Origin of the sequence: Ornithinibacillus sp. 4-3 (assembly GCF_040958695.1) — a bacterium.
In the GTDB taxonomy this organism is placed as follows: domain Bacteria; phylum Bacillota; class Bacilli; order Bacillales; family Amphibacillaceae; genus CALAMD01.
The window spans coordinates 1095595-1118717 of record NZ_CP162599.1; the positions used below are offsets into that span (position 1 = coordinate 1095595).

At 35.3% G+C, this 23123-nt stretch carries 19 protein-coding genes, 1 other RNA gene, 1 riboswitch and 1 other annotated feature; of the genes, 14 read left to right on the forward strand and 6 right to left on the reverse strand.

Annotated features, from left to right (window positions below; translation table 11 throughout):
* Window positions 1–2 precede the first annotated feature (2 nt).
* A complete protein-coding gene (locus AB4Y30_RS05365; protein WP_368654461.1) occupies window positions 3–1154 on the forward strand; it encodes an iron-containing alcohol dehydrogenase in 1152 nt (383 codons plus the stop codon).
* 31 nt (window positions 1155–1185) lie between these two features.
* On the opposite strand, the gene AB4Y30_RS05370 is transcribed toward AB4Y30_RS05365, so the two are convergent.
* Window positions 1186–2250: an isocitrate/isopropylmalate dehydrogenase family protein gene (locus AB4Y30_RS05370; protein ID WP_368654462.1), complete on the reverse strand. Its 1065-nt coding sequence runs from the start codon at window positions 2248–2250 to the stop codon at window positions 1186–1188.
* A gap of 278 nt (window positions 2251–2528) precedes the next feature.
* Here AB4Y30_RS05370 and AB4Y30_RS05375 point away from each other — a divergent pair, with 278 nt between their 5' ends.
* The 3 genes from AB4Y30_RS05375 (at window position 2529) to AB4Y30_RS05385 (ending at window position 7844) form a co-directional block, all read left to right on the forward strand.
* A complete protein-coding gene (locus AB4Y30_RS05375; protein WP_368654463.1) occupies window positions 2529–3350 on the forward strand; it encodes a hypothetical protein in 822 nt (273 codons plus the stop codon).
* A 231-nt stretch (window positions 3351–3581) separates the two neighbouring features.
* Complete coding sequence (locus AB4Y30_RS05380; RefSeq protein WP_368654464.1) at window positions 3582–4736, forward strand: exonuclease SbcCD subunit D; 1155 nt, start codon at window positions 3582–3584, stop codon at window positions 4734–4736.
* Window positions 4737–4751: 15 nt separating this feature from the next.
* Window positions 4752–7844, forward strand: coding sequence for an AAA family ATPase (locus tag AB4Y30_RS05385; protein ID WP_368654465.1), 3093 nt, complete (start codon window positions 4752–4754; stop codon window positions 7842–7844).
* A gap of 56 nt (window positions 7845–7900) precedes the next feature.
* Here AB4Y30_RS05385 and AB4Y30_RS05390 read toward each other — a convergent pair whose 3' ends face one another.
* Complete coding sequence (locus AB4Y30_RS05390; RefSeq protein WP_368654466.1) at window positions 7901–8386, reverse strand: PCYCGC motif-containing (lipo)protein; 486 nt, start codon at window positions 8384–8386, stop codon at window positions 7901–7903.
* A 185-nt stretch (window positions 8387–8571) separates the two neighbouring features.
* Window positions 8572–8785: a binding site (T-box leader), on the forward strand.
* 78 nt (window positions 8786–8863) lie between these two features.
* Between AB4Y30_RS05390 and proB the strand changes: the two genes are divergently transcribed.
* Window positions 8864–9973, forward strand: a complete 1110-nt coding sequence (gene proB / locus AB4Y30_RS05395; protein WP_368654467.1) for a glutamate 5-kinase — start codon at window positions 8864–8866, stop codon at window positions 9971–9973.
* Window positions 9974–9985: 12 nt separating this feature from the next.
* Window positions 9986–11233, forward strand: coding sequence for a glutamate-5-semialdehyde dehydrogenase (locus tag AB4Y30_RS05400; protein WP_368654468.1), 1248 nt, complete (start codon window positions 9986–9988; stop codon window positions 11231–11233).
* Window positions 11234–11284: 51 nt separating this feature from the next.
* Here the strand turns inward: AB4Y30_RS05400 and AB4Y30_RS05405 are convergent, their stop codons facing one another.
* Together AB4Y30_RS05405 and AB4Y30_RS05410 are read right to left on the reverse strand one after the other, a co-directional pair.
* Window positions 11285–12379, reverse strand: coding sequence for a 5-methyltetrahydropteroyltriglutamate--homocysteine S-methyltransferase (locus tag AB4Y30_RS05405; protein ID WP_368654469.1), 1095 nt, complete (start codon window positions 12377–12379; stop codon window positions 11285–11287).
* A gap of 15 nt (window positions 12380–12394) precedes the next feature.
* The gene (locus AB4Y30_RS05410) at window positions 12395–13501 is read right to left on the reverse strand and encodes a methionine biosynthesis PLP-dependent protein (protein ID WP_368654470.1); all 1107 of its coding nucleotides are present in this window, start codon (window positions 13499–13501) and stop codon (window positions 12395–12397) included.
* 107 nt (window positions 13502–13608) lie between these two features.
* Window positions 13609–13710, reverse strand: a riboswitch (SAM riboswitch).
* A gap of 216 nt (window positions 13711–13926) precedes the next feature.
* On the opposite strand from AB4Y30_RS05410, the gene AB4Y30_RS05415 reads away from it, so the two are divergent.
* Window positions 13927–14865, forward strand: a complete 939-nt coding sequence (locus tag AB4Y30_RS05415) for a fumarylacetoacetate hydrolase family protein (protein WP_368654471.1) — start codon at window positions 13927–13929, stop codon at window positions 14863–14865.
* 49 nt (window positions 14866–14914) lie between these two features.
* Here the strand turns inward: AB4Y30_RS05415 and AB4Y30_RS05420 are convergent, their stop codons facing one another.
* Window positions 14915–15505 carry a lysophospholipid acyltransferase family protein gene (locus tag AB4Y30_RS05420; RefSeq protein ID WP_368654472.1) on the reverse strand — a complete coding sequence of 197 codons (591 nt, stop codon included), beginning with the start codon at window positions 15503–15505 and terminating at the stop codon, window positions 14915–14917.
* A 220-nt stretch (window positions 15506–15725) separates the two neighbouring features.
* On the opposite strand from AB4Y30_RS05420, the gene ssrS reads away from it, so the two are divergent.
* Together ssrS and AB4Y30_RS05430 are read left to right on the forward strand one after the other, a co-directional pair.
* Window positions 15726–15913: non-coding RNA, 6S RNA (gene ssrS, locus AB4Y30_RS05425), on the forward strand.
* Window positions 15914–16128: 215 nt separating this feature from the next.
* Window positions 16129–17574 carry an MDR family MFS transporter gene (locus AB4Y30_RS05430; RefSeq protein WP_368654473.1) on the forward strand — a complete coding sequence of 482 codons (1446 nt, stop codon included), beginning with the start codon at window positions 16129–16131 and terminating at the stop codon, window positions 17572–17574.
* Between the two features lie 11 nt (window positions 17575–17585).
* Here the strand turns inward: AB4Y30_RS05430 and AB4Y30_RS05435 are convergent, their stop codons facing one another.
* The gene (locus AB4Y30_RS05435; protein ID WP_368654474.1) at window positions 17586–18533 is read right to left on the reverse strand and encodes a multidrug resistance efflux transporter family protein; all 948 of its coding nucleotides are present in this window, start codon (window positions 18531–18533) and stop codon (window positions 17586–17588) included.
* Between the two features lie 160 nt (window positions 18534–18693).
* On the opposite strand from AB4Y30_RS05435, the gene AB4Y30_RS05440 reads away from it, so the two are divergent.
* The 5 genes from AB4Y30_RS05440 (at window position 18694) to AB4Y30_RS05460 (ending at window position 22992) form a co-directional block, all read left to right on the forward strand.
* Window positions 18694–19200 carry a DNA-deoxyinosine glycosylase gene (locus tag AB4Y30_RS05440; protein WP_368654475.1) on the forward strand — a complete coding sequence of 169 codons (507 nt, stop codon included), beginning with the start codon at window positions 18694–18696 and terminating at the stop codon, window positions 19198–19200.
* Between the two features lie 114 nt (window positions 19201–19314).
* Window positions 19315–20607: a Zn-dependent hydrolase gene (locus AB4Y30_RS05445; protein ID WP_368654476.1), complete on the forward strand. Its 1293-nt coding sequence runs from the start codon at window positions 19315–19317 to the stop codon at window positions 20605–20607.
* Window positions 20608–20627: 20 nt separating this feature from the next.
* A complete protein-coding gene (gene nfsA / locus AB4Y30_RS05450) occupies window positions 20628–21371 on the forward strand; it encodes an oxygen-insensitive NADPH nitroreductase (protein WP_368654477.1) in 744 nt (247 codons plus the stop codon).
* Window positions 21372–21538: 167 nt separating this feature from the next.
* Window positions 21539–22498 (forward strand): alpha/beta hydrolase, encoded by a 960-nt coding sequence (locus AB4Y30_RS05455; RefSeq protein ID WP_368654478.1) that lies wholly within the window; start codon window positions 21539–21541, stop codon window positions 22496–22498.
* Window positions 22499–22536: 38 nt separating this feature from the next.
* Window positions 22537–22992: a stage III sporulation protein AH gene (locus tag AB4Y30_RS05460; protein WP_368654479.1), complete on the forward strand. Its 456-nt coding sequence runs from the start codon at window positions 22537–22539 to the stop codon at window positions 22990–22992.
* Window positions 22993–23123: the final 131 nt, after the last annotated feature.

A 23123-nucleotide genomic window follows, 5' to 3' on the forward strand; every position in this document is an offset into this window, starting at 1 on the left:
CCATGGAAGCTTCTTATTTTCGTACAGCAGAAACATTGATTACAGGTGTAGGCTCTATAAAAGAAATTAGTAAACAGGTAGAGAAATTAAATGCAACAAATGCCTTAATCATTACAGATAAGATCATCCAAGAAACGGGTTTATTGTTACAGGTTACGAATAAATTGGAAGTTCCTATTGATGTAATGACTATTGCTTCTCCAGAGCCATCATTTGAGGATATGGAAGCACTCCGATGCCAATTAATAAATCAGCACTATGATTTATTAATTGGCATCGGTGGGGGAAGTGTGTTAGATACGACAAAAATTCTTTCTGTTATGTTAACGAATAAGGAAAATATTCGTAGCTTTATTGGAACAGATAATATTAAGCAGCCAGGTGTAGCAACTATTCTGATTCCTACTACAGCAGGAACTGGCTCGGAAGTAACAAATATCGCTATTTTTACTGATTTACAAGACAACATGAAAAAAGGGATAGTTAGTCCTTATTTATTGCCAAATGTAGCTATTGTCGATGCAAACTTAACATTAACGGTGCCTCCAGCTGTGACAGCAGCTACTGGAATGGATGCCTTAGTTCATGCTATTGAGGCTTACACATCTGTAAATGCAAATATGTTAACAGATAGCATGGCAATCCAAGCAATTAAATTAATCGGAGGTGCTATCCGCAAAGCCGTTCATCAGGGGAATGATATAAAAGCACGAGCTGATATGGCGATGGGAAGCTTACTTGCTGGAATTGCTTTTGGTAATGCTGGTGTAGGTGCAGTACATGCACTTGCTTATCCACTTGGGGGCAAATATAAAATTCCACATGGTGTATCTAATTCACTTTTGCTCCCGTATGTAATGAAGTATAATGTAGTGGCAAATGTGGAGAAATTTGCTGAGATTGCAGAAGCGCTAGGAGAAAATGCACGAGAAATGTCTTTAAGAGATGCAGCAGACCAAGCAGTTTTTTCATTGACGCGTTTATGTAAGGACATAGGAATTCCTAGGAGCTTAGAAGAAGTTGGCGTTTCCTTAGAGGCTCTTCCAGCTTTAGCTGAGGAAGCAAGCAAAGTAGAGCGACTATTAAAAAATAACCCACGAACATTATCACTAGAAGATATCCAGAAAATTTATGAAGAAGCGTATCGGGGTTAATTACTCCAATACGCTTCTTTTTTGACGAAAATTAATTGATCTGGTTTACGATAGTTTCTACAAATTCGGTTGTTAATGCTTGACCACCAAGATCTTTTGTTTTAACACCGGATTCCATTGTTTGATACAAGCCTGTTTCTACGATTTCCGCGATTTCTTTAAGCTTCGGATCTTGATGACGTTCTGCAAGCCATTCCATTAACATCACCGTAGATAGAATCATTCCTGTTGGGTTACTAATATTTAAGCCTGCAATATCTGGTGCAGAGCCATGTGCAGCTTGGGCCATTGCTAAATGATCATTTGTATTAATAGATGGTGCTAATCCCAGGCTACCGACAAGTTCGCCAGCTAAATCAGAGAGAATATCTCCATACATATTCTCTGTGACAATCACATCAAAATCTTTTGCACGACGAACTAAATGTGCTGCCATTGCATCTACATGATAGGAATCGACTTCTAACTCTGGATATTCTTTAGCAACATCCAAACAAACTTGCAGAAATAATCCCATACTTAAATGAAGGACATTTGCTTTATGCACGATGGTCAATTTCTTTCGGCGTTGCATTGCCATATTGCAGGCAGCATATGCAATTCGTTGGATCGCCTTTTTAGTAAAAACACCAGCTGTCAGTACAACATCTTCTGTAATTTTCCATTCGCCATGGCCAACATGCATATTACGATCTGCATAAAAGCCTTCTGTATTTTCCCGATAGATGACCAAATCTGCATCCTTTACAACTCCATCAATCCCTGGCATTGATTTTGCCGGGCGAATATTTGCATATAAATCAAGGATATGGCGGAGTCCTCCACTTGGGTTAAGTTGTTTTCGATGTTCGGGTGGATAAGAAGAAGAATCATGGGGGCCAAGAATCCAGCCATGTGTATCCTTCAAAGCGTTTATGGTTGACTCTGGCAATGGCCTATTATCTTTCTTAATCGCTTCCCAACCCATTGGTAAATGAACCCATTCCATATTTGTATTTGTTTTCTTAACAGCAGCTGTAAATACCTTCACTGTAGCATCGACAATTTCTGGACCAATGCCATCTCCCCGAAGTACACCTAGACGATAGTTTTTCATTTTATCTACTCCCATCATGAAATAAAAGATTCTTCCTTGCTATTGTTATTTAAACGAATCAAATTTACTTTAATAATATTCAAAATTATATTATATTTAGAAAGGAATAGCTAAAAAATGAAATGCACCATTTCTTATCAAAGACTTGTAAACCTATTAAAATAGAGCATTCATCAGTGGAATAGAAGTTTTTGATAATAAGCAATAAAAATATTAAATTTGAAATCTGGATTCTAATTTTGTATAGTATATTCAGAAAATAGAAAGAGGGAGATATTTTGAAAAATTCACCTAAATTGGCGATGTATGATTTTGGAAAAACAACATTGAATGCGTGTCAATTTGATCTGAGATTTTCTTATTTTACTTATGTTCCAAGTGATTATGATCCAGAAGGGGATCAAATCTATAACTTAGCTGTAATTGTTCACGGAACAAATCGTCCAGTGCAGGAATATCGTGATGCTTTTATCGATTTTGCGGAAGCAAATCAATCCATTATTCTTGTACCAGTCTTTCCAGCAGGAATCGCGTTTCCTGGTGAATTAAGTTCTTATAAATTTATTCATTATGATGGTATTCGTTATGATGATATTTTATTTGCAATGATGGATGAATTAGCAGCAAAATATCGTGTGAGAACAGATAAAGTTCTAATGCACGGGTTTTCCGGTGGAGGACATTTTACACACCGCTTCTTATATTTACATCCTGATCGCTTATTAGCTGCATCTATTGGTGCACCAGGTAGAATTACATATTTAGATGATACAAAGCCTTGGTATCTTGGTATTAGTGATTTTGAAGAAAAATTTGGTGTGCCAGTTCGTTTTGATTTGATGAAGCAAGTGCCAGTTCAAATGATTGTTGGCGGCGATGATGTAGAAATGGAAGAAATTAATGATACCAATGATCCATTTTGGATGGACGGAATGGACGCTTATGGGAAGACAAGAGTAGAACGCTTAAAAGCGTTGCATAAGAATTTTGCAGACCATGGAATCGAAGCACGGCTAGATATCGTTCCAGGTGTTAAACATGAAGGATTTAAAGTATTAGAGCCAGTGAAGGAATTTTTTACTAAATCATTAAAAAAATAAGATGTTCTAACAATTAGTGGGTAAGGTCATGTAAAAGTGACCTTGCCTACTATTTTTCATTTTAGAGGCATAGTCTATTGCTGATCCAAGCGAATATCAATTTATCTCGGTTGTTTGAATTGCTCCAATTCTACTAGAAATCAGCTTTAAAAATCATAGACTTGGAGATTATTCCAAGCATTCATTATAATGAGAAGTATATTGATAATGAAGAGAAATGATGTGAGATAAATGAAAATTTTCCATACAGCTGATTGGCACTTAGGAAAATTGGTTCAAGGCGTTTATATGACAGAGGATCAGGCATATATTTTAGATCAGTTCATTCAAGCAATTATTGAAGAACAACCAGATGTGATTATTATTGCTGGAGATTTATATGATCGTGCAGTACCGCCCACAGAAGCCGTTCATCTTTTAAACGAAGTATTAAATAAAATTGTTTTGGAATTAAAAATTCCTGTTATTGCAATTGCGGGAAACCATGATAGTCCTAGTAGACTTCAATTCGCGAGCGGTATTTTAAAGCAAAAAGGGTTACATCTTGTTGGACAATTACTTAGTGAAATCGAGCCAGTGGTTTTACAGGATGAATACGGGGAAGTTCATTTTCATTTGGTGCCATATGCAGATCCAAGCTTAGTGCGAAATTATTATCAGGATGAAGCCATTAAAACACATGATGATGCAGCGAAGAAAATTGTTGAAAGTATTAAAGAGAAGAAGGATCCATCAGCTCGTCATGTTTATGTAGGGCATGCTTTTATCACGCCAACTGGGGAAGAGGCTGAAAATACAAGTGATTCGGAACGTCCTTTATCTATTGGTGGTGCAGAACATGTATCAGCTCGTTATTTTTTAGAATTTGACTATGTGGCGTTTGGACATCTGCATCAAGCTCATCATGTATTAGCTGAACATATCCGTTATGCAGGATCTCCAATGAAATATTCCATTTCAGAGGGCAATCACAAAAAAGGATTCTATATTATAGAAATGGATGGAGAAGGTGCTTGTCAAATTGAAAAACGTTTATTAACACCAAAGCGTGATATGAGAAGAGTAGAAGCCATGATGGAAGACCTGCTGACACATCCAATTAATGAAGATTATGTATTTGTTACATTATTGGATCAAACGCCAATGCTATCCCCAATGGAGAAAATTCGCTCTGTTTATCCGAATGTGATGCATGTAGAACGGAAAAATACTTTTGTAAAGCTACAAGATGGAGAAAAAGAATCCATTCATCGTAGTAAATTAACAGATTTTGAATTATTTGAAGCCTTCTATAAAGAAGTAAAGGGTGTAGAAGCAACAGAGGAAACCACGGAGGTTTTTAAAGATATTTTAGAAGAAATATTAAAGGATGAAAATAATGACTAGGAAGGAGGACAGCTGATGAAGCCTTTACGATTAACCATGACAGGTTTTGGACCTTATAAAAACACAGAAATTATTGATTTTACTAAGCTAAATGAAAATCGTTTATTTGTTATTTGTGGGAATACTGGTGCAGGTAAAACAACAATCTTTGATGGGATTTGTTTTGCTTTATATGGAAGTGCTAGTGGTTCAGATCGGGAAAATTATATGATGCTTCGTAGTGATTTTGCCGATGATCAAGTACATACGTCAGTCGAGCTTTTTTTTGAAATCCATCAACGCCGTTTTCGCGTTTTACGTCAATTACCTCACGTGAAAAAAGGAAATAAAACGAAAACAGGTGAAAAGTATGAGTTTTATGAAATTATAGATCAGGAAGAAACTCCTGTCGTCGATCGACAAATTGTATCAGAAATTAATTTGAAAATAGAAGAATTAATTGGGTTAACCGAAGATCAGTTTAAGCAAATCATTATGCTTCCACAGGGTGAATTCCGTAAATTATTAACTTCGGAAACAGAAAACAAAGAAGCTATTTTACGGCGGTTATTTAAAACAGATGGTTATCAGAAGATTAATGAAAAGTTGCGTAATAAACGAGCAGAGGTTGAGAAAGCATATGAACGTGAAAAAGCTGCTATTGATACAACAATAAACAATATTTCAGCAACACTTCCTGTACGTGAAGAGTCAATACTATTTCCATCTTTAGCAGCCGAGCATGTTAATGTGGCTCAAGTTTTAACTGGATTAGAAAGAGAAATTTCTTATTATCACCAGAAAATAGAAGAAGATAAAAAAGCTTATCAAGAAGCACTCAAGCTGTATAATGCGAAGACTCAAGCTTTATTTCAGGCTGAGGCCTTGAATGAACGTTTTGGGGAATTAGATAAGAAAAATACGAGATTACAGCAGCTTCAAACAGAATTACCTCATATTCAAACGAAAGAAAAACAATTACTGACTGCCGAAAGAGCAAATCAAATTGAAATCTATGAAAAGCAAGCAGAAGAAGCTGCTAATGAAGTTTTAGGAAAACAGAAAGCTTTAGCAGAAGCGAAAAGCAATGTTGAAAAAGTAACAGAAGCATTAAAACAAGCGGAAATAAAATTACACGAAGAAGAAGCAAAGAAAGATGTTAGGGAAAATATTCGTACAGAGCTGGATCGTTTAAATCAATTTCTTCCAGTTGTTCAAGCAATGGAAGTCGAAAAAAAAGCACTAGAAACATATCAGAAGAATGCGGAAGAGACGAAAAAACAGTTACATCAACTAGAGGAAAATTGGAAAAAGCAAAGTGAAATTATTCAACAAAATGAAAAACAAATTTATCAAGATGAACAAATCATTATTGATCTTCCAGAGAAAATGGAGAAGCGTAGTAAATTACGCGAACATTGGAATATACTTACGAATTTGCGGAAATTAAAACAAACGAATATGCAGATTAAGAAAGAAAAGCAAGAGAAGGACGAAGCTTATCAGCAGGTGAAGAGGCACTATGACTTGTTGGAAGAGAAATGGTTGAACGGACAAGCAAGTATTTTAGCAAATCATTTACATAATGGTGATGCTTGTCCTGTTTGTGGTAGCCTCACACATCCAAACAAAGCTGATCATCAAGAGGAATTTGTATCCCGTGAACAGCTTGAATCTATGCGAAAACAACTTAATGAAGTAAGCAATCATTTAAGTGAAGCAGCAGGTCAGTTGAAAAGTAACCAAACACAAATCGAGCAGCTTCAAGCTTCTATTCATGAAATGGGTATTCAATTTCAATCACTAGAGAAAGTTATTTCTGAAGTTGAATCAGCAGGGAAGCAATTGAATGAAGAAATTATTACTTTGCAGAAAAAGCAAGAATTATTAGCTGAAAATAAGCAAAAGCTTGAAAAAGTGAAACTAGAATATAGGAAATTAGAGCAGCAAAAACATTTATTAGAGAAGGATTATTATGAACAGCAAAATTTATATGATCGAACTCATGCAGTCTATGAAGAAAGAATTCGCCAAATACCTGAATCCTTCCGTGTGTTAGCTACATTGGAAGCTCGTATTCAACAATTACAGAAACAGCAACGTCAATTAGAGCAAGCTTTAGAGCAGGCGCAAGCTAATTACCAAAATCAACGAGATATGTTAACAAATGCTCATGCTACTCTCAAGCATACGGAAACACAGCTTCAGGATGCTAAAACACGAGAAGAAAAATCAATCACTGCATTTGACGAAGCAATTACTCGAGCACAATTTTCTTCTAAAGCAGAATATTTAGAAGCCAAATTACCAGAGTTAGCTTGTACTCAATTAAAGCAGGAAATAGAGCAATTTAAACAAGAAAAGGTTACTGTTGAAAGGCAAGTGAAAGAATTACAAGAATCCCTACATGAAAAAGAAAAAGCTGATTTAACTGTATTAAGTGAAGAAGTACAACAATGGAAAGAGAAATATGAGGAGAAATTAAAAACACTACAGCTATCTGAAAAATATTTCCATGAAGGTACAGAAATAAAAGAGCGCATTGAAAAAACTAGTACACAAGTTACTGCTTTAGAAGCTCGCTATGGAGTGATTACAGATTTATATGATGTCTTGCGCGGACAAAATAGTAAGAAGATATCCTTTGAAAGATATCTCCAAATCGAATATTTAGAACAAATTATTGAGGCAGCAAATTATCGTCTCCAGCAATTATCAAATGGACAATATTTCTTATTACGTAGCGAACGACAAGAATCGCACGGAAGGCAAAGTGGCCTTGCACTTGATGTTTATGATAATTACACCGGTCAAATTCGTGATGTGAAAACTTTATCAGGAGGAGAGAAGTTCAATGCATCACTCTGTCTTGCATTAGGAATGTCTGATGTGATTCAAAGCTTCCAAGGGAATGTTAGAATTGATACGATGTTTATTGATGAGGGCTTTGGCTCATTAGATGAGGAATCTTTACATAAAGCAATCGATGCTTTAATTGATTTACAGAAATCAGGAAGAATGATTGGAGTTATTTCTCATGTACAGGCATTGAAAAATAGTTTCTCAGCAGTATTAGAAGTGAAGAAAAGCAGAGAAGGCTACAGTACAACAAAATTTGTTTTGAAATGAGAATGGAAAAGGAGCAAATAGAAAATCTATCTGCTCCTTTTCTTAAGTTATTTATTTTACACTTCTGGTGTAGGAGTTGGTTCTCCATATCCTTCTTGATAATTTTCCTCAATCATCTCGCGGATTTCTTTGATGCTCTTTCCATTCTGATATTCAACAATGGATTCTACAGCAATAGTTAAGCAAGCATTGCATCTGGTAGCATGATCATCCCATACAATGGAGCCGTCTGCTTCATTTTGATGAATAAAGCAGTCATAGTTATCTTTATGACCAATTGCATCATCACCACAACCACAGTAACAAGGGATATGTTCTAATAATTCTTGATGTTGACTTACCGCAGCATATATATTTCCCATTTCCTCTGCATGATCATTTAAAAAGCTAGGAAGTTCATTAGAGGATGCTGTTTTTTCTCGAAGATCACCAGATGGAGTGTGATGATGTCCATCTTCTTCATGATCAGACGTTGAATCATTTCCAGAACATGCACTTAAAATAAGCAATAGAATAAATATAGAAATCGTTATTTTTTTCAAAAAGAATACAGTCCTTTCTTCATCAACAATAATGTTTGCTACTCTCTATCTTAATATGAATACAATCATGAATCACGGAATTTTATAGAAAAATAAAAATAAAAAGTGATTTGTTACGGATTTTTGAAAAATAAATTTGACAATTATTATGTTTGTATACATAATATATAAAACATAAACAATATACGAACGTTTTAAAAGGAATTAGTATGTGAGCCTTATGATGAAAGAGAGCGAGATTTATAAGCTGAAAAATCTCGTCATTAATAATTCACAGAACCTGTCCTTTGAGTCCTATGCTAAAAACATAGGCGCTTTTTCAGCGTTATGAAATAAAGTGGGGCATATTGTATGTCCAATAATGGTGGTACCGCGGAAGTGAAACCTTTCGTCCTTATAATTATTTTAAGGGCGGAAGGTTTTTTGTATATTTTTTTATATGGTTTTGAATTTTCATGCAAAAAGGTGGCGTATGAATTGGCTAAGAAAAGAATTGTAGTGAAAATCGGAAGTAGTTCATTGACGAATGATAAAGGAGAAATTGATCTAAATAAATTTACGGATCATGTGCAAGCTTTAGCAAACCTCCATGCAGATAAACACGATATTGTCGTTGTATCGTCAGGTGCAGTTGCAGCTGGATTTAAGAAATTGGGCTATAGCTCACGTCCTGTTACTATAAAAGGGAAGCAAGCAGCTGCAGCAGTAGGGCAGAGCCTATTAGTCCAGTCTTATATTGAGCATTTTTCTAAATATGATATTGTACCAGCACAGATTTTATTAACAAGAGGAGATTTCTTAGATCGTGATCGGTATCGCAATGCATTTGCTACTATAACAGAGCTTCTAGATCGAGGCTTGATACCGATTATTAATGAAAACGATACGGTTGCAATTGATGAGTTGACATTTGGTGATAACGATATGCTTTCAGCTTTGGTAAGTGGTTTCATTCATGCAGATCAATTAATTATTTTAACTGATATTAATGGATTATATACTGCAAACCCAAATACAGATCCCACTGCCCAGAAAATTGATTTTCTAGAAGGAATCACAGATGAAATGATGAAAGCTGCGGGAGATTCAGGCTCTAAAGTAGGAACTGGGGGAATGAAATCCAAGCTTCTTGCTGCAAAACGAGCAACTTCCTTAGGTGTATCTGTATTTATTGGGCAAGGGGAAGGACCGGATAAATTAAAAATTATCCTTGAAGGGGAAGGGGACGGAACCTATATTGCTAGTCACACAGAGGGAGCTATTAATACGAAGCGTCAGTGGATTGCCCTTCATTCTGAAAGTGTAGGGAAGCTGTATATAGATCCAGGTGCTGAAGAAGCGATTATGTTTAAAGGGAAAAGTTTGTTACCAGCGGGAATTTTCAAAGTGTCTGGTACCTTCCAAAAAGGAGAAGTAGTTGAAGTACACGGAATGAATGGATTACTTGGAAAAGGAGAAGTAAGCTGTTCGTCAGATGAAGTTATGAAAAAAATTATGAGTAGAAACCAGGAAGAGGCAATAGAGAACTGCGTCTTATCTGGAGAAGTGATTCACCGAGATCGTTGGGTCAAAAAAATTAATGCTTAGGAGGTTATAATCATGAGTGAAGTATTGCAAAAAGGAAAAATTGCAAAAGAAACTAGTTATCAATTAGTAAACATAACGACCGAGGAAAAAAATCAAGCCTTACAGAATATAGCCAAACAATTATTAATAGACATAGAAAGTATTTTACAAGCAAATAAAATAGATTTGTTAGAAGGAAAAGAGAAAGGGCTAACAGATGCATTTTTAGATCGAATTATGCTAGATAAAAAACGTATTCAAGATATGCATGATGCCATTGGGCAGCTAGTTACATTAGTGGATCCAGTTGGAGAAATCTTAGAAACTATTGAAAAAGAAAATGGAATTCATGTACAAAAAAAACGTGTGCCTATTGGTGTAGTTGGCATGATTTATGAGGCAAGACCGAATGTAACGATAGATGCTGCGACATTAGCATTAAAAACAGGAAATGCGATTATTTTACGTGGTAGCTCATCAGCAAAACATTCAAATATAGCATTAGTATCATCTATTCATCGCGCATTAGAACAAAGTAAGATACCTGCAGATGCAGTGCAATTAATTGAAGATACGAGTAGAGAAACAGCGAAAGAATTATTTTGTTTAGAGGAATATTTAGATGTATTAATTCCGCGTGGAGGAAGTCAATTAATTAAAACAGTAGTACGAGAATCTACTGTTCCTGTTATTGAGACTGGTGCTGGGAATTGTCATTTGTTTATTGATCATTCAGCCGACTATCAAATGGCAGAAAACATTGTATTAAATGCTAAGCTTCAGCGTCCATCGGTTTGTAATGCAATAGAATCCCTTCTAATCGAATCAGGTTGGTTTGTAGCTAATGGGGAACGTTTACTTAATAAATTACAGGAAAAAGGCGTATCTATTTATGGAGATGAAAAAGTGCGTCAAGTATGTCCAAATGCATTTGAAGCTACAGAGGATGATTGGGAAAAAGAATATTTAGGCTTATCTATTAGCGTGAAAGTTGTGGAAACTTGCAAAGAAGCTGTGGAGCATATTAATAACTATGGAACAAAGCATTCAGAAGCTATTGTGACAGAAGATAAGGAGAATGCGAAATTCTTTTTACAAAATGTAGATGCTGCCGCAGTGTATCATAATGTATCAACTCGATTTACAGATGGCTTTGAATTTGGTTATGGTGCAGAAATAGGAATCAGTACACAAAAATTGCATGCAAGAGGTCCAATGGGATTGCCTGCATTAACTTCTAGTAAATTTTTTATTACTGGTGAAGGACAAATTAGAAATTAATAAAAAAGAACGCTATAGCCGCTTAGAAAGTGCTGTAGCGTTCTTGTCATTTTAACTCCAAACTTCGTTGGCAATATCAACAATATATTTTAATTTCTTCCACTGATCTTCTTCTGTTAATTTATTTCCATGGTGTGTAGATGCAAATCCACATTGTGGACTAATACAGATTTGCTCAAATGGAATATAATTAGAAGCTTCCTTAATGCGAGCAATAATCTCATCCTTATCCTCAAGCTCTCCATGTTTAGATGTGAATACACCAAGTACTACTCTAGGACCAACTTTTGGTACATGTTTTAAAGGTTCAAATGTTCCAGCGCGCTCATCATCATATTCTAAGAAGAAGCCATCTACTTTTTCTTTAGCAAGTAGGGTAGGTGCAATGAGATCATAGCTTCCTGAGAATGCATAGTTAGAACGGTAATTACCACGGCAAAGATGTGTTGTAATATATAAATCTTCTGGTTTATCATCAAGCACTCTATTGATAACGCGAAGTGCTAAATCAATTAAATAATCTCTATCATATTTTCCATCGTTAAATGGAATGTCAGGAGAAGAGAGACCTGCGATATATACATCATCTAATTGTAGATAGCGGCATCCTGCATCGTAAAATGCTTGGAGTGCATCTTTATATGCTTGTATCACATCATTTGCATATTCTTCGATATCTGGATAGATAGATTCATCAATAATACCTGCATTAAATAGCTGGTTTGGGCTTGGAATTGTTTGTTTAGCAACAGCACGTCCACCAACAATCTCATTAAATAATTTGAAATCCTTAACATGTGGATGATCAGGATTAAATGAAACCTTACCAACGTTGCGAACGTTATATCTTTCTGTTTCTTCACCACCAGCGAATTGGTAACCTTCGTCTGGAACATATCCTTCAATACCATTTAGATGCTCCAAAAAGTCTGTATGCCAGAATCTTCTTCTGAATTCCCCATCTGTAACCGCTTGTAAACCAACTTCAATTTGCTTGTCTACAATTTTTGTAATTTCTTCTGTTTCAATAATGTATAATTCTTCTGCTGAAAGATTTCCTTCCTTAACATCTTTTCTTGCTTGATGGATTCTTTCAGGGCGTAGTAAACTTCCTACATGGTCTGCGCGAAATGGAATTTTAGTCATATTATAATTCTCCCCTTAAATATTTTTAATTTTATTAAATACTTGTTTTAGATCTGCAATGATGTCGGCTGCTTCTTCTACGCCAACTGAAAAACGAAGTAAACGATCACAAATACCACGACGTTCTCTTTCTTCAACTGGCATATCTGCATGTGTTTGTGTCGTTGGATATGTAATGAAACTTTCTACACCACCAAGACTTTCTGCAAATGTTATCAGCTGGATATTCTGTAAAAAAGGATCCACCCATTCTGTTTTCTTCAAACGAAAGGATAACATTCCACCTTTTCCAGCATATAAAACATCTGTAACAATTTCTGGTTCTGATTCTAGATATTTAGCAACTTCCTTCGCATTTGCATCATGTTGTTTCATGCGAAGATGAAGCGTTTTTAAACCGCGTATCATTAACCATGAATCGAATGGAGACAATACAGCACCAGCTGTGTTATGGAACATAGCGAGCTTTTCGGAAAGCTCTTTCCCTTTAGATACGACTAATCCTCCAAGCACATCATTATGGCCACCAATATATTTTGTAGCGCTATGGATTACAATATCTGCCCCCAATTCAATTGGACGCTGGATATAAGGAGTTAAAAAAGTATTGTCAACAATGAGTAAGAGATTATGTTTTTTAGCTAATTTATTAGCCGCTTCAATATCGATTTCATGCATGATTGGATTTGTAGGAGATTCGATAAATAATGCCTTTGTATTTTCATTAATCAATGCTTCGGTTTCTGTTAAATCTGTAAATGTAGAATAAGTTGTATGAATGTTATATGCATCCCTATATTGATCGAAAATACGGAATGTACCACCATAAATATCTTCAATTGCAATTAACTCATCACCAGAGTGAAATAAAGTTAATACAAGTTGAATAGCAGCCATTCCGGAACTACAGGCAAATCCTGCATCACCAGATTCAAGGCTTGCAATACCTTCTTCTAAAATTGTACGGGTAGGGTTTTTCGTACGAGTATAATCGTAGCCTGTAGATAGTCCAATGCCTTTGTGTTCATAAGCAGTGGATAAATAAATGGGCGGATTGATGGCGCCTGTTTTATCGTCGCTTTTGTTTCCAATTTGAACTAATTTGGTTTCTATGTTTGTCATAAGACATTCCTCCTCTCAAAAATTTATTCCAGTGCTAATGGTAGAAAATAAAAAGACCTCTTCTTGAAAGTAGAAGAGGTCTTTAATCAGCGCACTAGATTATTCTCTTCTTATCTTCAAGCATTATGCTACTGGATTTGGCACAGTACTTATAAAAGTCTGTTGCCGAGATATCGCAGGGCCAGTCCCTCCATCTCTCTTGATAAGAAATATAATGATTTAATTGTTGCTCTAACATTACTTTATTTGAAAAAAAATGTCAACTAATATTTGGAAGGTGATTTTAGATTGGAAATTATTAAATAACTTGTAATAGGGAAGAGCATTCAAAATTGACTTTTCTGACATGAATTGATGTATGAAAATACGGAAAATATGTTATATTTAATGCAGAACAGAATTTACATAGAGGGAGAGAGTATTACATGAAGCTTGTTAGTTATAAGGCAAAAGCAAACCAAAGCTCAGCTCGTATGGGGTTTATCGTAGAAAACAAAGTAGTTGACCTTCAGGAAAGCTATCGTCTAGCGATGTTTGCAGAAGAGAATTTATCAGCAATAGAAGAAATTGACAAGGAATTACCAGCATGTCCCAATGCTTTTTATCGAATTGGACAGCCAGCTTTTGATAAAGCAAAAGCTGCTTATGAATATTCTTTACAGGTAGATAAATCAGATGTTATTTCACTAGATAGAGAAAAAGTAACTTTAGAAACACCAATTCCTGAACCACGTAAAATTATCTGTATCGGGCGAAATTATATTGAACATGCCGCAGAAATGGAAAGTGATGTACCGGAATTTCCAGTATTATTTACAAAATACGCTACATCCTTAATTGGACCTGAAGATGCTATTGAAAAAACACCACAAACAGAAAAATTAGATTATGAAGTAGAATTATGTATTGTAGTTGGAAAAGAAGCAAGAGAAGTGAAGAAAGAAGATGCTTTTGCTTATATTGCTGGATATACCATTGGAAATGACACAACTGCTCGTGATTTACAAAAGCGTACACCACAATGGTTACAAGGAAAAGCAATTGACCGTACTTCACCGATTGGTCCATGGGTAGTTAGCGCAGATGAATTATCTGATCCTGCTAATTTAAATGTTCGTTCTTATGTAAATGGTGAGAAGCGTCAAGATTCAAATACGAATAAACTTATTTTTGATGTGCCATTTTTAATGGAATTCATCTCACATTTAGTAACATTAGAGCCTGGAGATATTATTATGACAGGTACTCCAGATGGGGTAGGAGTAGCTATGAAGCCACCTCAATTCCTCCAAGCTGGAGACATAGTTACACTAGAAATAGAAAATATTGGAACATTAGAAAATAAAGTGATTGATCGTCCATAAATGAAAATAGGGATTGTTGAAAAATAAAACCTTCAACAATCCCTGCTTTTTATTTAATGCGATTTTGTAAATCAATTAATGCTTTGTTTAGATCGTCCATCATTTTATCAATAGCTTCTTTTTTAGGAAGGTCAGGATCAAGTGTGATCGGGTCTCCAAAAATAAGATGTGGTTTTCTAAATTTAAATAAGTCACTAAAGTTATTTGGTCCAACATATGCTGCTGGAACAATTGGAGCTTTGGAATGTGTTGCAATGGTAACGGCACCTTTTTTTAATGGAACTTCCTCTGTTGTTCTTGTACCACTTGGGAAAATCCCGACGATTTCTCCATCTTTTAATAATTTACGTGGGATTTTAATAGAGCTTGGTCCTGGATTTTCACGATTGACTGGAAAAGCCTTTAATTTCCCCATTAACCATTTAAGCGCAGGCTTTTGGAATAACTCAACTTTTGCCATGTAGTTAATTTTGGTTGGTAAAATTGAGACACCTAACCATAAAATATCCACCCAACCTGTATGTGTACAAGCAATGATATAGCCGCCATCCTGTGGTAGCTTTTCTTTTTGATGTACTTTTAATGGTCTAAAAATAGTTAAAATAATTTTTAATAAATATGCTGCAATGTAGTAAATCATAGTAGTCCCCATTTCCTATATTCTATTTCTGTATGTTCATTACGATCTATAGGAGAAATATAGAAGCTCCTGTTGATTGCAATTTTGTTTTATCTCTATCATCATTTTACAAGGAATCTCCAATTCGTCAATTGCTGTTTAGATCTCAGTACTTTATTTTAGGTATAAGATGGAAAGAATTTTTCCTTGCATTATGAGGTATTCATCGCTATCATATACATATAGGCTACGGTGTACGTGATAATTCTAAGTTTTAACCTCTATAATTGGAATAGGGAGTTTTAATCGAAGTTGAAATGTCAAGCCCTCAATGTGTAGGGGACGACAGGAAGGCTTCTGCAAACACCCACTTAGCGAAGTGGTGGTTTAAAACTTTTTATTTTTTGTTACGGCAATCGTGGCTTAACCTAAAAAATAAATGATTTGACCAGTTCCTTCTTAAGAAAAGAATATAGGAAGCTGGTTTTTTTGTAGGTAAAAAACTATAGAAAAATAAGCGTTTCATACATAATTGTTTGATTACATAATAGGATTGAATTTAGTCAAAGAAAAACTAGAAATCTTCTAGTTTTTTTAATATGGCTTTTTGAAAGCGCTTTAAAAAGGTGGGAGGGAAATTATTTTTGGACAAGATTCCAATCCAACAACGTTCTACACGAAGTAAATTACCAATTGTTCTCGTACTTATAGCAGGTTCTTTCTTGTCTTTGTTAAATCAGACCCTTTTACTGACCGCTACACCTCAAATTATGCTTGATCTTGACTTAACAGAAAACACAGTGCAATGGCTAACGACTGTTTTTATGCTGGTCAATGGAATTATGATTCCAATTACTGCTTTTCTAATGGAGACATTTACAACAAGGAAATTATTTATGACTTCCATGTGTGTCTTTTTTATCGGAACAGTGATTTGTGCAATTGCACTGAACTTTCCGATACTGATGTTTGGTAGGATTATTCAAGCAATTGGTGCGGGGATTTTAATGCCATTAATGATGACGGTATTAATCATGATTTTTCCTATCGAACGAAGAGGGACAATTATGGGTACAGTTGGATTAGTTATTTCTTTTGCTCCAGCACTTGCTCCTGTGATTGCTGGTTGGCTGATTGAATTTATTCATTGGAGATTTTTATTCTTAATTGTACTGCCATTAGTTATTATTGATATAATTTTTGCTTATTTTGTTTTGAAAAATGTAATTACCCGTACTTTTCCAAAGGTCGATTTTATCTCGATTGCACTATCTACTATTGGATTTGGAGGGTTGTTATTTGGCTTTAGTACGATTGGTAGTAATGAACAATTTAATTATGTCACATTTGGTGTAATTATTTTAGGGTTTATTTCTCTTGGATTCTTTATCCGCAGACAGTTTATACTCAAACAACCAGTTCTAGAATTTCGAGTTTTTCAAAATAAAACCTTTCGAATCACAACCGTCATTGGCATGGTTGGTTTTATGGGATTGATTTCTTCAGAGACTATTTTACCTATCTATATGCAAAACATGGCAAGCTTTACTGCACTAGATGCAGGAATGATGATGTTACCTGGGGCATTATTAATGGGTTTCTTATCACCAATTGTAGGGAGAATCTTTGACCATATTGGAGCTCGTTGGCTACTTATCATTGGTTTAGGAATTACTACGATAACTACATTACTATTTACCAATCTAAGTGCAGATACGACCCTTACCTATTTAACAGTGGTATTTACGATTCGTATGCTAGGATTATCCATGATCCTAATGCCTGCAACAACGGCAGGTATAAATCAATTACCAAGACATTTGATTCCACATGGCACAGCGATGAATAATACGATGCGACAGGTGGGAGCTTCTATAGGGACCGCATTATTAGTGAGCATGATGACATCGCGCTTTATTATTGGTGATGTTGCTGAAAGTAATACAGAAGCTTTTATTCATGGAGTAAATGTTTCATTCTATGCTGCAACAGCGATTACTTTTATCGCATTTATTCTTGCTTTTTTTGTACGAGATAGAGAAAAACATAGAGTGAAACAAGTAATGAGAAAAGCTGTAGGAGAGGAATAGGAAAAGAAGCGCTAAGAAATAGATGCGCTTCTTTTCTTTTGAACTGGAACCTTTTTCGAAGAACTAATACTATGTAAAACCATTCCTAAAATCACGAGTGCCATACCAATAAAGGAAGCCACAGCTGGAAGTGGGGCGCTTAATAAGATAAGCTCGCCAATTAAAGCAAATAATACTTCTCCAGATTGTGTCGCTTCGACACCAGCTAATTTCTGATTATCATTTTTCACGAGCTCCGTTGCATAAAAGAATAATCCGGTCGCAATAACTCCAGAAGAAATTGCCACGATGAAAGTTTGACCGACTTGACTAGCAGTTGGTAAATCTTCAGTTAAAAGTCCATAAACAGATAAAATAATCCAAAACGGCATACTGGCAATAGTCATTCCTAAAATACGTTGAAAGGTTGTTAATTCTCCGTTAGAGATTTGCATCATCTTTCGATTTCCTAGTGGATAGGCAAATGCCGAGATAAGCAGTGGAATGACACAAAGCATCATATGAACCCAAGAAACAGAGGACGCATGTTCAATTTGCATAATAAATATACCTAAAATGATAACGACGGAAATCCATATGCTTTGCATAGGTATCCGTTTTGAACCACTTTTATTAATAAATGGTACTAATAGAGAACCAGCAATAATGGTTAATTGAAATGTAGCAGCAACAAGCCAACCTGGCCCAAAGCTTGAGGCAAAGGTTAATGGTGCATAAAATAGCCCAAAACCTACAGTGCTCCAAAGAATCCACTGTGTAGGATATCGCCTTAAATGTGCCAACACAGGTTTAATATTTTTTTGATAGCCAACAATCAATAATAACATTGGTAGCATGAAGAAAAATCTTAGGGATGCACTCCAAATCCAGCTTCCCCCTTCAAGATCCATCATGCGATTCAAAATAAATGTTACTGAGAAAAATAAAGCAGATAAAATACCGATAAAAATAGCTCTCATCTTCCGTCTCCTTGCAGTAATATTCTATATTGGATAGCGAATTTCAAAGAATTCCTGTCTAATCTAATAATGAAGTAAATCTATTATAGCGCAAACTTGATTTATAGAAGTGAATTATTTTACGATAATTTTAACTAGAAATGAGAGAGGAAACTATATCATGCAGAGAATCCATTCTTTTCCAGCTGTATTGCCGAAAAATCCACGCGTACTTATTCTTGGATCTATGCCTAGTGTGAAATCTTTGGAAAAACAGGAGTACTATGGTAACCCACGTAATCACTTTTGGCCAATTATGTTTGAATTATTTCAACAAAAACCGCTAGAAACATACTCAGAAAAAATAGCTTTTCTAAAAGGGAAGAAGATAGCATTATGGGATGTCATTCAAAACTGCTTTCGCCAAGGGAGCTTAGATGCAAATATTATTGAAGAGGAACCTAATGATATATTCCAGCTGTTAGATACATTTCCAAGTCTAAAGCTAATTGGGTGTAATGGTACAAAAGCATATCAAACATTTCAAAAGCATTTTAAAAATCTTGAAAAGTATGATGTAGAGGTTATCCAGCTTCCATCTACAAGTCCAATTCCCGGTAAATACACTAAATCTTTTTCGGAAAAAGTAGAAGCTTGGTCTATTATTTTGCCTTATTTAATGGGGTAACATTTTCTGCTGAATGATGATATGGATGTTAAAATAAATTGAATCGTTTATAATTAAAATGGAAAGAAGAATTTTAAAACTATTTTAAATAAATATACATTGGAGGGGAAAATGATGAGTATGTTAAAAGAAAAATTATTGCAAAGTTACGATGCGAAATACGATATAGATGGGATTAAAGGAGAGCGAGTAGCTCAGCGTCTTCATGCGATATCAGAAATTGGTCTTAGTCCTGCAAATGGCTCAAATCGTTCTGGATATTCTAAAGAGGAATTGGCTGCGAAACAATTAGTTATCGGCTGGATGAAGGAAGCAGGCTTAGAGGTTCGTCAGGATGAGGCGGGAAATGTTTTTGGACGTCTTGAAGGGAAACAAAATGATTTACCAGTAATTATGAGTGGATCTCATGTAGATAGTGTGCCAGAGGGTGGACATTTTGATGGTCCATTAGGAGTAATTGCTGCATTAGAAGTGGTAGAAGCTTGGAAAGAATCCGGTTATCAACCGATAAAGCCATATGAAATTGTTGTTTTTAGTGATGAAGAAGGATCTCGCTTTATGTCAAGCCTGCAAGGAAGTAAAGCAATGATGGGCTTGGAGAAATTGGAAGATAAATTAGCATTAAAGGATGGAACAGGGGCAACCTTCACGGAAGTATTAGCAGAGGTCGGTTTAGATGCCCAGAAATATTTACAAGCGCAAAGAGATCCACAAGAAATTGATACGTATGTAGAAGTACATATTGAACAAGGAAAACGGTTAGAGAAATTAAACTTGCCTTGTGGAATTGTTACTGGAATTGCTGGCTCTTGTCGTATTGAAATGACTTTTCTTGGAAAAGCAGGACATGCAGGAAATACACCGATGGATGATCGCCAAGATGCGCTATTAGCAGCAAGTGACTTTGTTGTAGCGATTAATAAATTACCACATCAATACAGTGATTCAGCTGTGGCAACAGTAGGGAAATTAAATGTAGAGCCAAATGGTGTGAATGTTATTGCAGGAAAAGTAAATTTATTTGTAGATACTCGTGATATTTACAAAGATAAGCGTGATCAGTTAGTAGATCATATTTTAAAACTTTCTTCAGAAATTGCCGAAAAACATAATGTGACTGTTGAGCATGAAGAGAAGTCACGAGTAACACCAATTCAAATTAGTTCGGAATTACAGGAAAAGCTTGCTCAATCTGTTGGAAAATGTGGAATAGAGCCCTTCTATTTACCAAGTGGTGCTGGTCATGATGCAATGATTGTAGGATCTAAGCTTCCTGTAGCAATGATTTTTGTTCAAAGTAAGGATGGCGTGAGTCATAATCCAGCGGAATGGTCAGAGCTATCTGATTGTGTACAAAGTATTCGCGTATTAAAAACATTTATAGAAGAGCTACAAGAAAATAAATAATAGCTGAAGGGGAGAATAAAATGAACCCAACATTAGAAACGATTATGAATCACCGTTCGATTCGTAAGTTTACAGATGAGAAGCTAACAGAAGAAGAAATTCATACGATTGTAAAAGCTGCGCAAATGGCATCAACATCTAGCTATGTCATGGCGTTTACGATTATCGGGGTTACAGACAAGGAAAAGAAAGCCCAACTAAGAGCAGTTTCTGGTCAACCTTATGTAGAGGATAATGCACATTTATTCGTATTTTGTGCTGACTTAAAGCGAATTCATGACCAATCTTCAAAGGATGAAACAGTTTTAACAAGCTTACAAAGTACAGAAGCATTTATTGTAGCAACTGTAGATGCTTCTTTGGCAGCACAAAATGCAGTTGTTGCAGCAGAATCTATGGGACTTGGAATTTGTTTCTTAGGTAGCTTAAGAAATGATATTCGCCGTACGAGTGAAATTTTAAATATCCCAGAATACGTTATTCCTTTGTATGGAATTGCTGTAGGTTACCCTGATCATAAGCCTGAACAAAAACCTAGATTTCCAATTCCAGTTGTTTATCATGAAAATGGCTATGCTCAAGATGAGAGAGAACAAAAACAACTATTAACAGAATTTGATGAACGTATCAAAGACTATTATGATAGTCGTTCGGAAAATCAAAGATTAGACACATGGACGAATCAAATGGATCGTAAATACAGTAAGTTGACTCGAATGGATGTCACTCAGTATGTGCAAGGTCAGAAACTAAATATAAAATAGAATTTAATGTCGTAGGGAAAGTTTAAAATTCCCTACGGCATTTTATGTTAGTCTGTAAGGTTGAAAATAATGCGTATCTATTTCATCATCCTAAAAATACCACTAAAATAAACAAAGAATCTTTTGTATAATAGATTCATATGATGAACAGGATAAGGGGAGATCGCATGCGCAAAAAAATAAAATACATCGTAATTGGAATCGTCCTCGTATTCTTTGCAATAAATATTGGTGCGAGTTTTTTCTTTTACAACTTAGCTATTGATAGAAATGTAAAAGAATTTTTGCAGGGGAATAATGATCTAGAAGTTTCTGCTGAGGCATTAGAAGTCTTTCTAGATGGAGATTGGCGAGACTGGTCAAAAAATCAAAACTATGAAATTTATAATATAACATCTTATGATGGTCTAGAATTGCAAGGATATTTTCTACCAGCTAAGGAACCTACTCATAAACTGGTAATCTTATCACATGGTTATTTAGGTCATGCAAAGGATATGGCTTTATATGGACAGCATTATTATGAGGAATTAGGATATAATATCTTTTTTGCGGATGCAAGAGGACATGGGCAAAGTGAAGGAGATTATATTGGTTTTGGTTGGCATGATCGCTTAGATTTAGTGCAGTGGGTTGATACATTGGTCGAAAAGCTAGGGGAAGAAACAGAAATAATCCTACATGGTCTTTCAATGGGGGCTGCAACAGTTCTAATGACAGCTGGAGAAGAGCTTCCTGATAATGTGAAGGGAATTATTGCAGATAGTCCGTATACATCTGTATGGGATATGTTCGATTATCAAATTACTCGAATGTTTCATCTACCAGCATTTCCAGTACTTCATTCCACAAGTGCTTTGACAAAAATAAAAGCAGGTTATACTTTTGGTGAAGCAAGCGCATTAGAACAAGTGAAAAAAGCAAATCTACCAATTTTATATATTCATGGAGAAGCAGACACCTTTGTACCAACAGATTTAGCATGGGAATTATATGAAAATACAAATAGTGAAGCAGAAATATATACCTTTCCTGATGCGGGGCATGGAGAAGCATTTGTAATTCATAAGGATGCTTACTTAGAAATACTTGAAAATTTCTTAGACAGCCTTGAAATGGGAAGCTAGATTTGGAATTTTTATGCACTGTCATGGAGGAAAAATAGATGTTAAGTATTGTGAAGAATCCTAAAAATAAAGTATATAGAGAACTACTTGATATCTGTTTTCAATTTTGTGATGAATTTCAACTAGTCTTAAGAACAGATATAGACGAAGATGTCTCAGAGTTGGAAAATGAATTAAAAGTGCTTCAAAATTCATTTACAGTGATGAAAAAAGAATCTGAATGGGCTAGTACGATGTTAGATGGTGCTACAGCAGATGTTTATTATTTCAAAACTACTGAAAACGCAAAAGCAATACTGAAGAAAATGTCTAGTTCTCTTTTTGAATGGCAAATGCCAGATTTACCGGAAGATTTATCTTTCTATCAGAATGGGAAAGTTTGGATGAGCACATCTTCGCATGAAGAACTCTGTTTTATTTATCCTCAAAATAAGCTAGAGACAGAGAAAATCAAAACAATCAATGGATTAAAAATAGAAGAAGTGGAAGATTAATAATTAGTAGTGTAATATCCATTTATTGGGTTTACACTACTTTTTTTATTTAAGCCTCTTATGAAAGAATGTTTTATGAAATTCTCAGTCACTGTTATATGATAATAGTTATGAGAACGGAGATGGTGATA

Coding starts and splice junctions, on each gene's coding strand:
- AB4Y30_RS05385 (WP_368654465.1), top strand. CDS start 4,752: ATGAAGCCTTTACGATTAACCATGACAGGTTTTGGACCTTATAAAAAC.
- AB4Y30_RS05405 (WP_368654469.1), bottom strand. CDS start 12,379: ATGACTAAAATTCCATTTCGCGCAGACCATGTAGGAAGTTTACTACGC.
- AB4Y30_RS05455 (WP_368654478.1), top strand. CDS start 21,539: ATGCGCAAAAAAATAAAATACATCGTAATTGGAATCGTCCTCGTATTC.
- AB4Y30_RS05400 (WP_368654468.1), top strand. CDS start 9,986: ATGAGTGAAGTATTGCAAAAAGGAAAAATTGCAAAAGAAACTAGTTAT.
- AB4Y30_RS05420 (WP_368654472.1), bottom strand. CDS start 15,505: ATGATTTACTACATTGCAGCATATTTATTAAAAATTATTTTAACTATT.
- nfsA (WP_368654477.1), top strand. CDS start 20,628: ATGAACCCAACATTAGAAACGATTATGAATCACCGTTCGATTCGTAAG.
- AB4Y30_RS05365 (WP_368654461.1), top strand. CDS start 3: ATGGAAGCTTCTTATTTTCGTACAGCAGAAACATTGATTACAGGTGTA.
- AB4Y30_RS05370 (WP_368654462.1), bottom strand. CDS start 2,250: ATGAAAAACTATCGTCTAGGTGTACTTCGGGGAGATGGCATTGGTCCA.
- AB4Y30_RS05440 (WP_368654475.1), top strand. CDS start 18,694: ATGCAGAGAATCCATTCTTTTCCAGCTGTATTGCCGAAAAATCCACGC.
- AB4Y30_RS05435 (WP_368654474.1), bottom strand. CDS start 18,533: ATGAGAGCTATTTTTATCGGTATTTTATCTGCTTTATTTTTCTCAGTA.
- AB4Y30_RS05460 (WP_368654479.1), top strand. CDS start 22,537: ATGTTAAGTATTGTGAAGAATCCTAAAAATAAAGTATATAGAGAACTA.
- AB4Y30_RS05415 (WP_368654471.1), top strand. CDS start 13,927: ATGAAGCTTGTTAGTTATAAGGCAAAAGCAAACCAAAGCTCAGCTCGT.
- AB4Y30_RS05380 (WP_368654464.1), top strand. CDS start 3,582: ATGAAAATTTTCCATACAGCTGATTGGCACTTAGGAAAATTGGTTCAA.
- AB4Y30_RS05445 (WP_368654476.1), top strand. CDS start 19,315: ATGAGTATGTTAAAAGAAAAATTATTGCAAAGTTACGATGCGAAATAC.
- AB4Y30_RS05410 (WP_368654470.1), bottom strand. CDS start 13,501: ATGACAAACATAGAAACCAAATTAGTTCAAATTGGAAACAAAAGCGAC.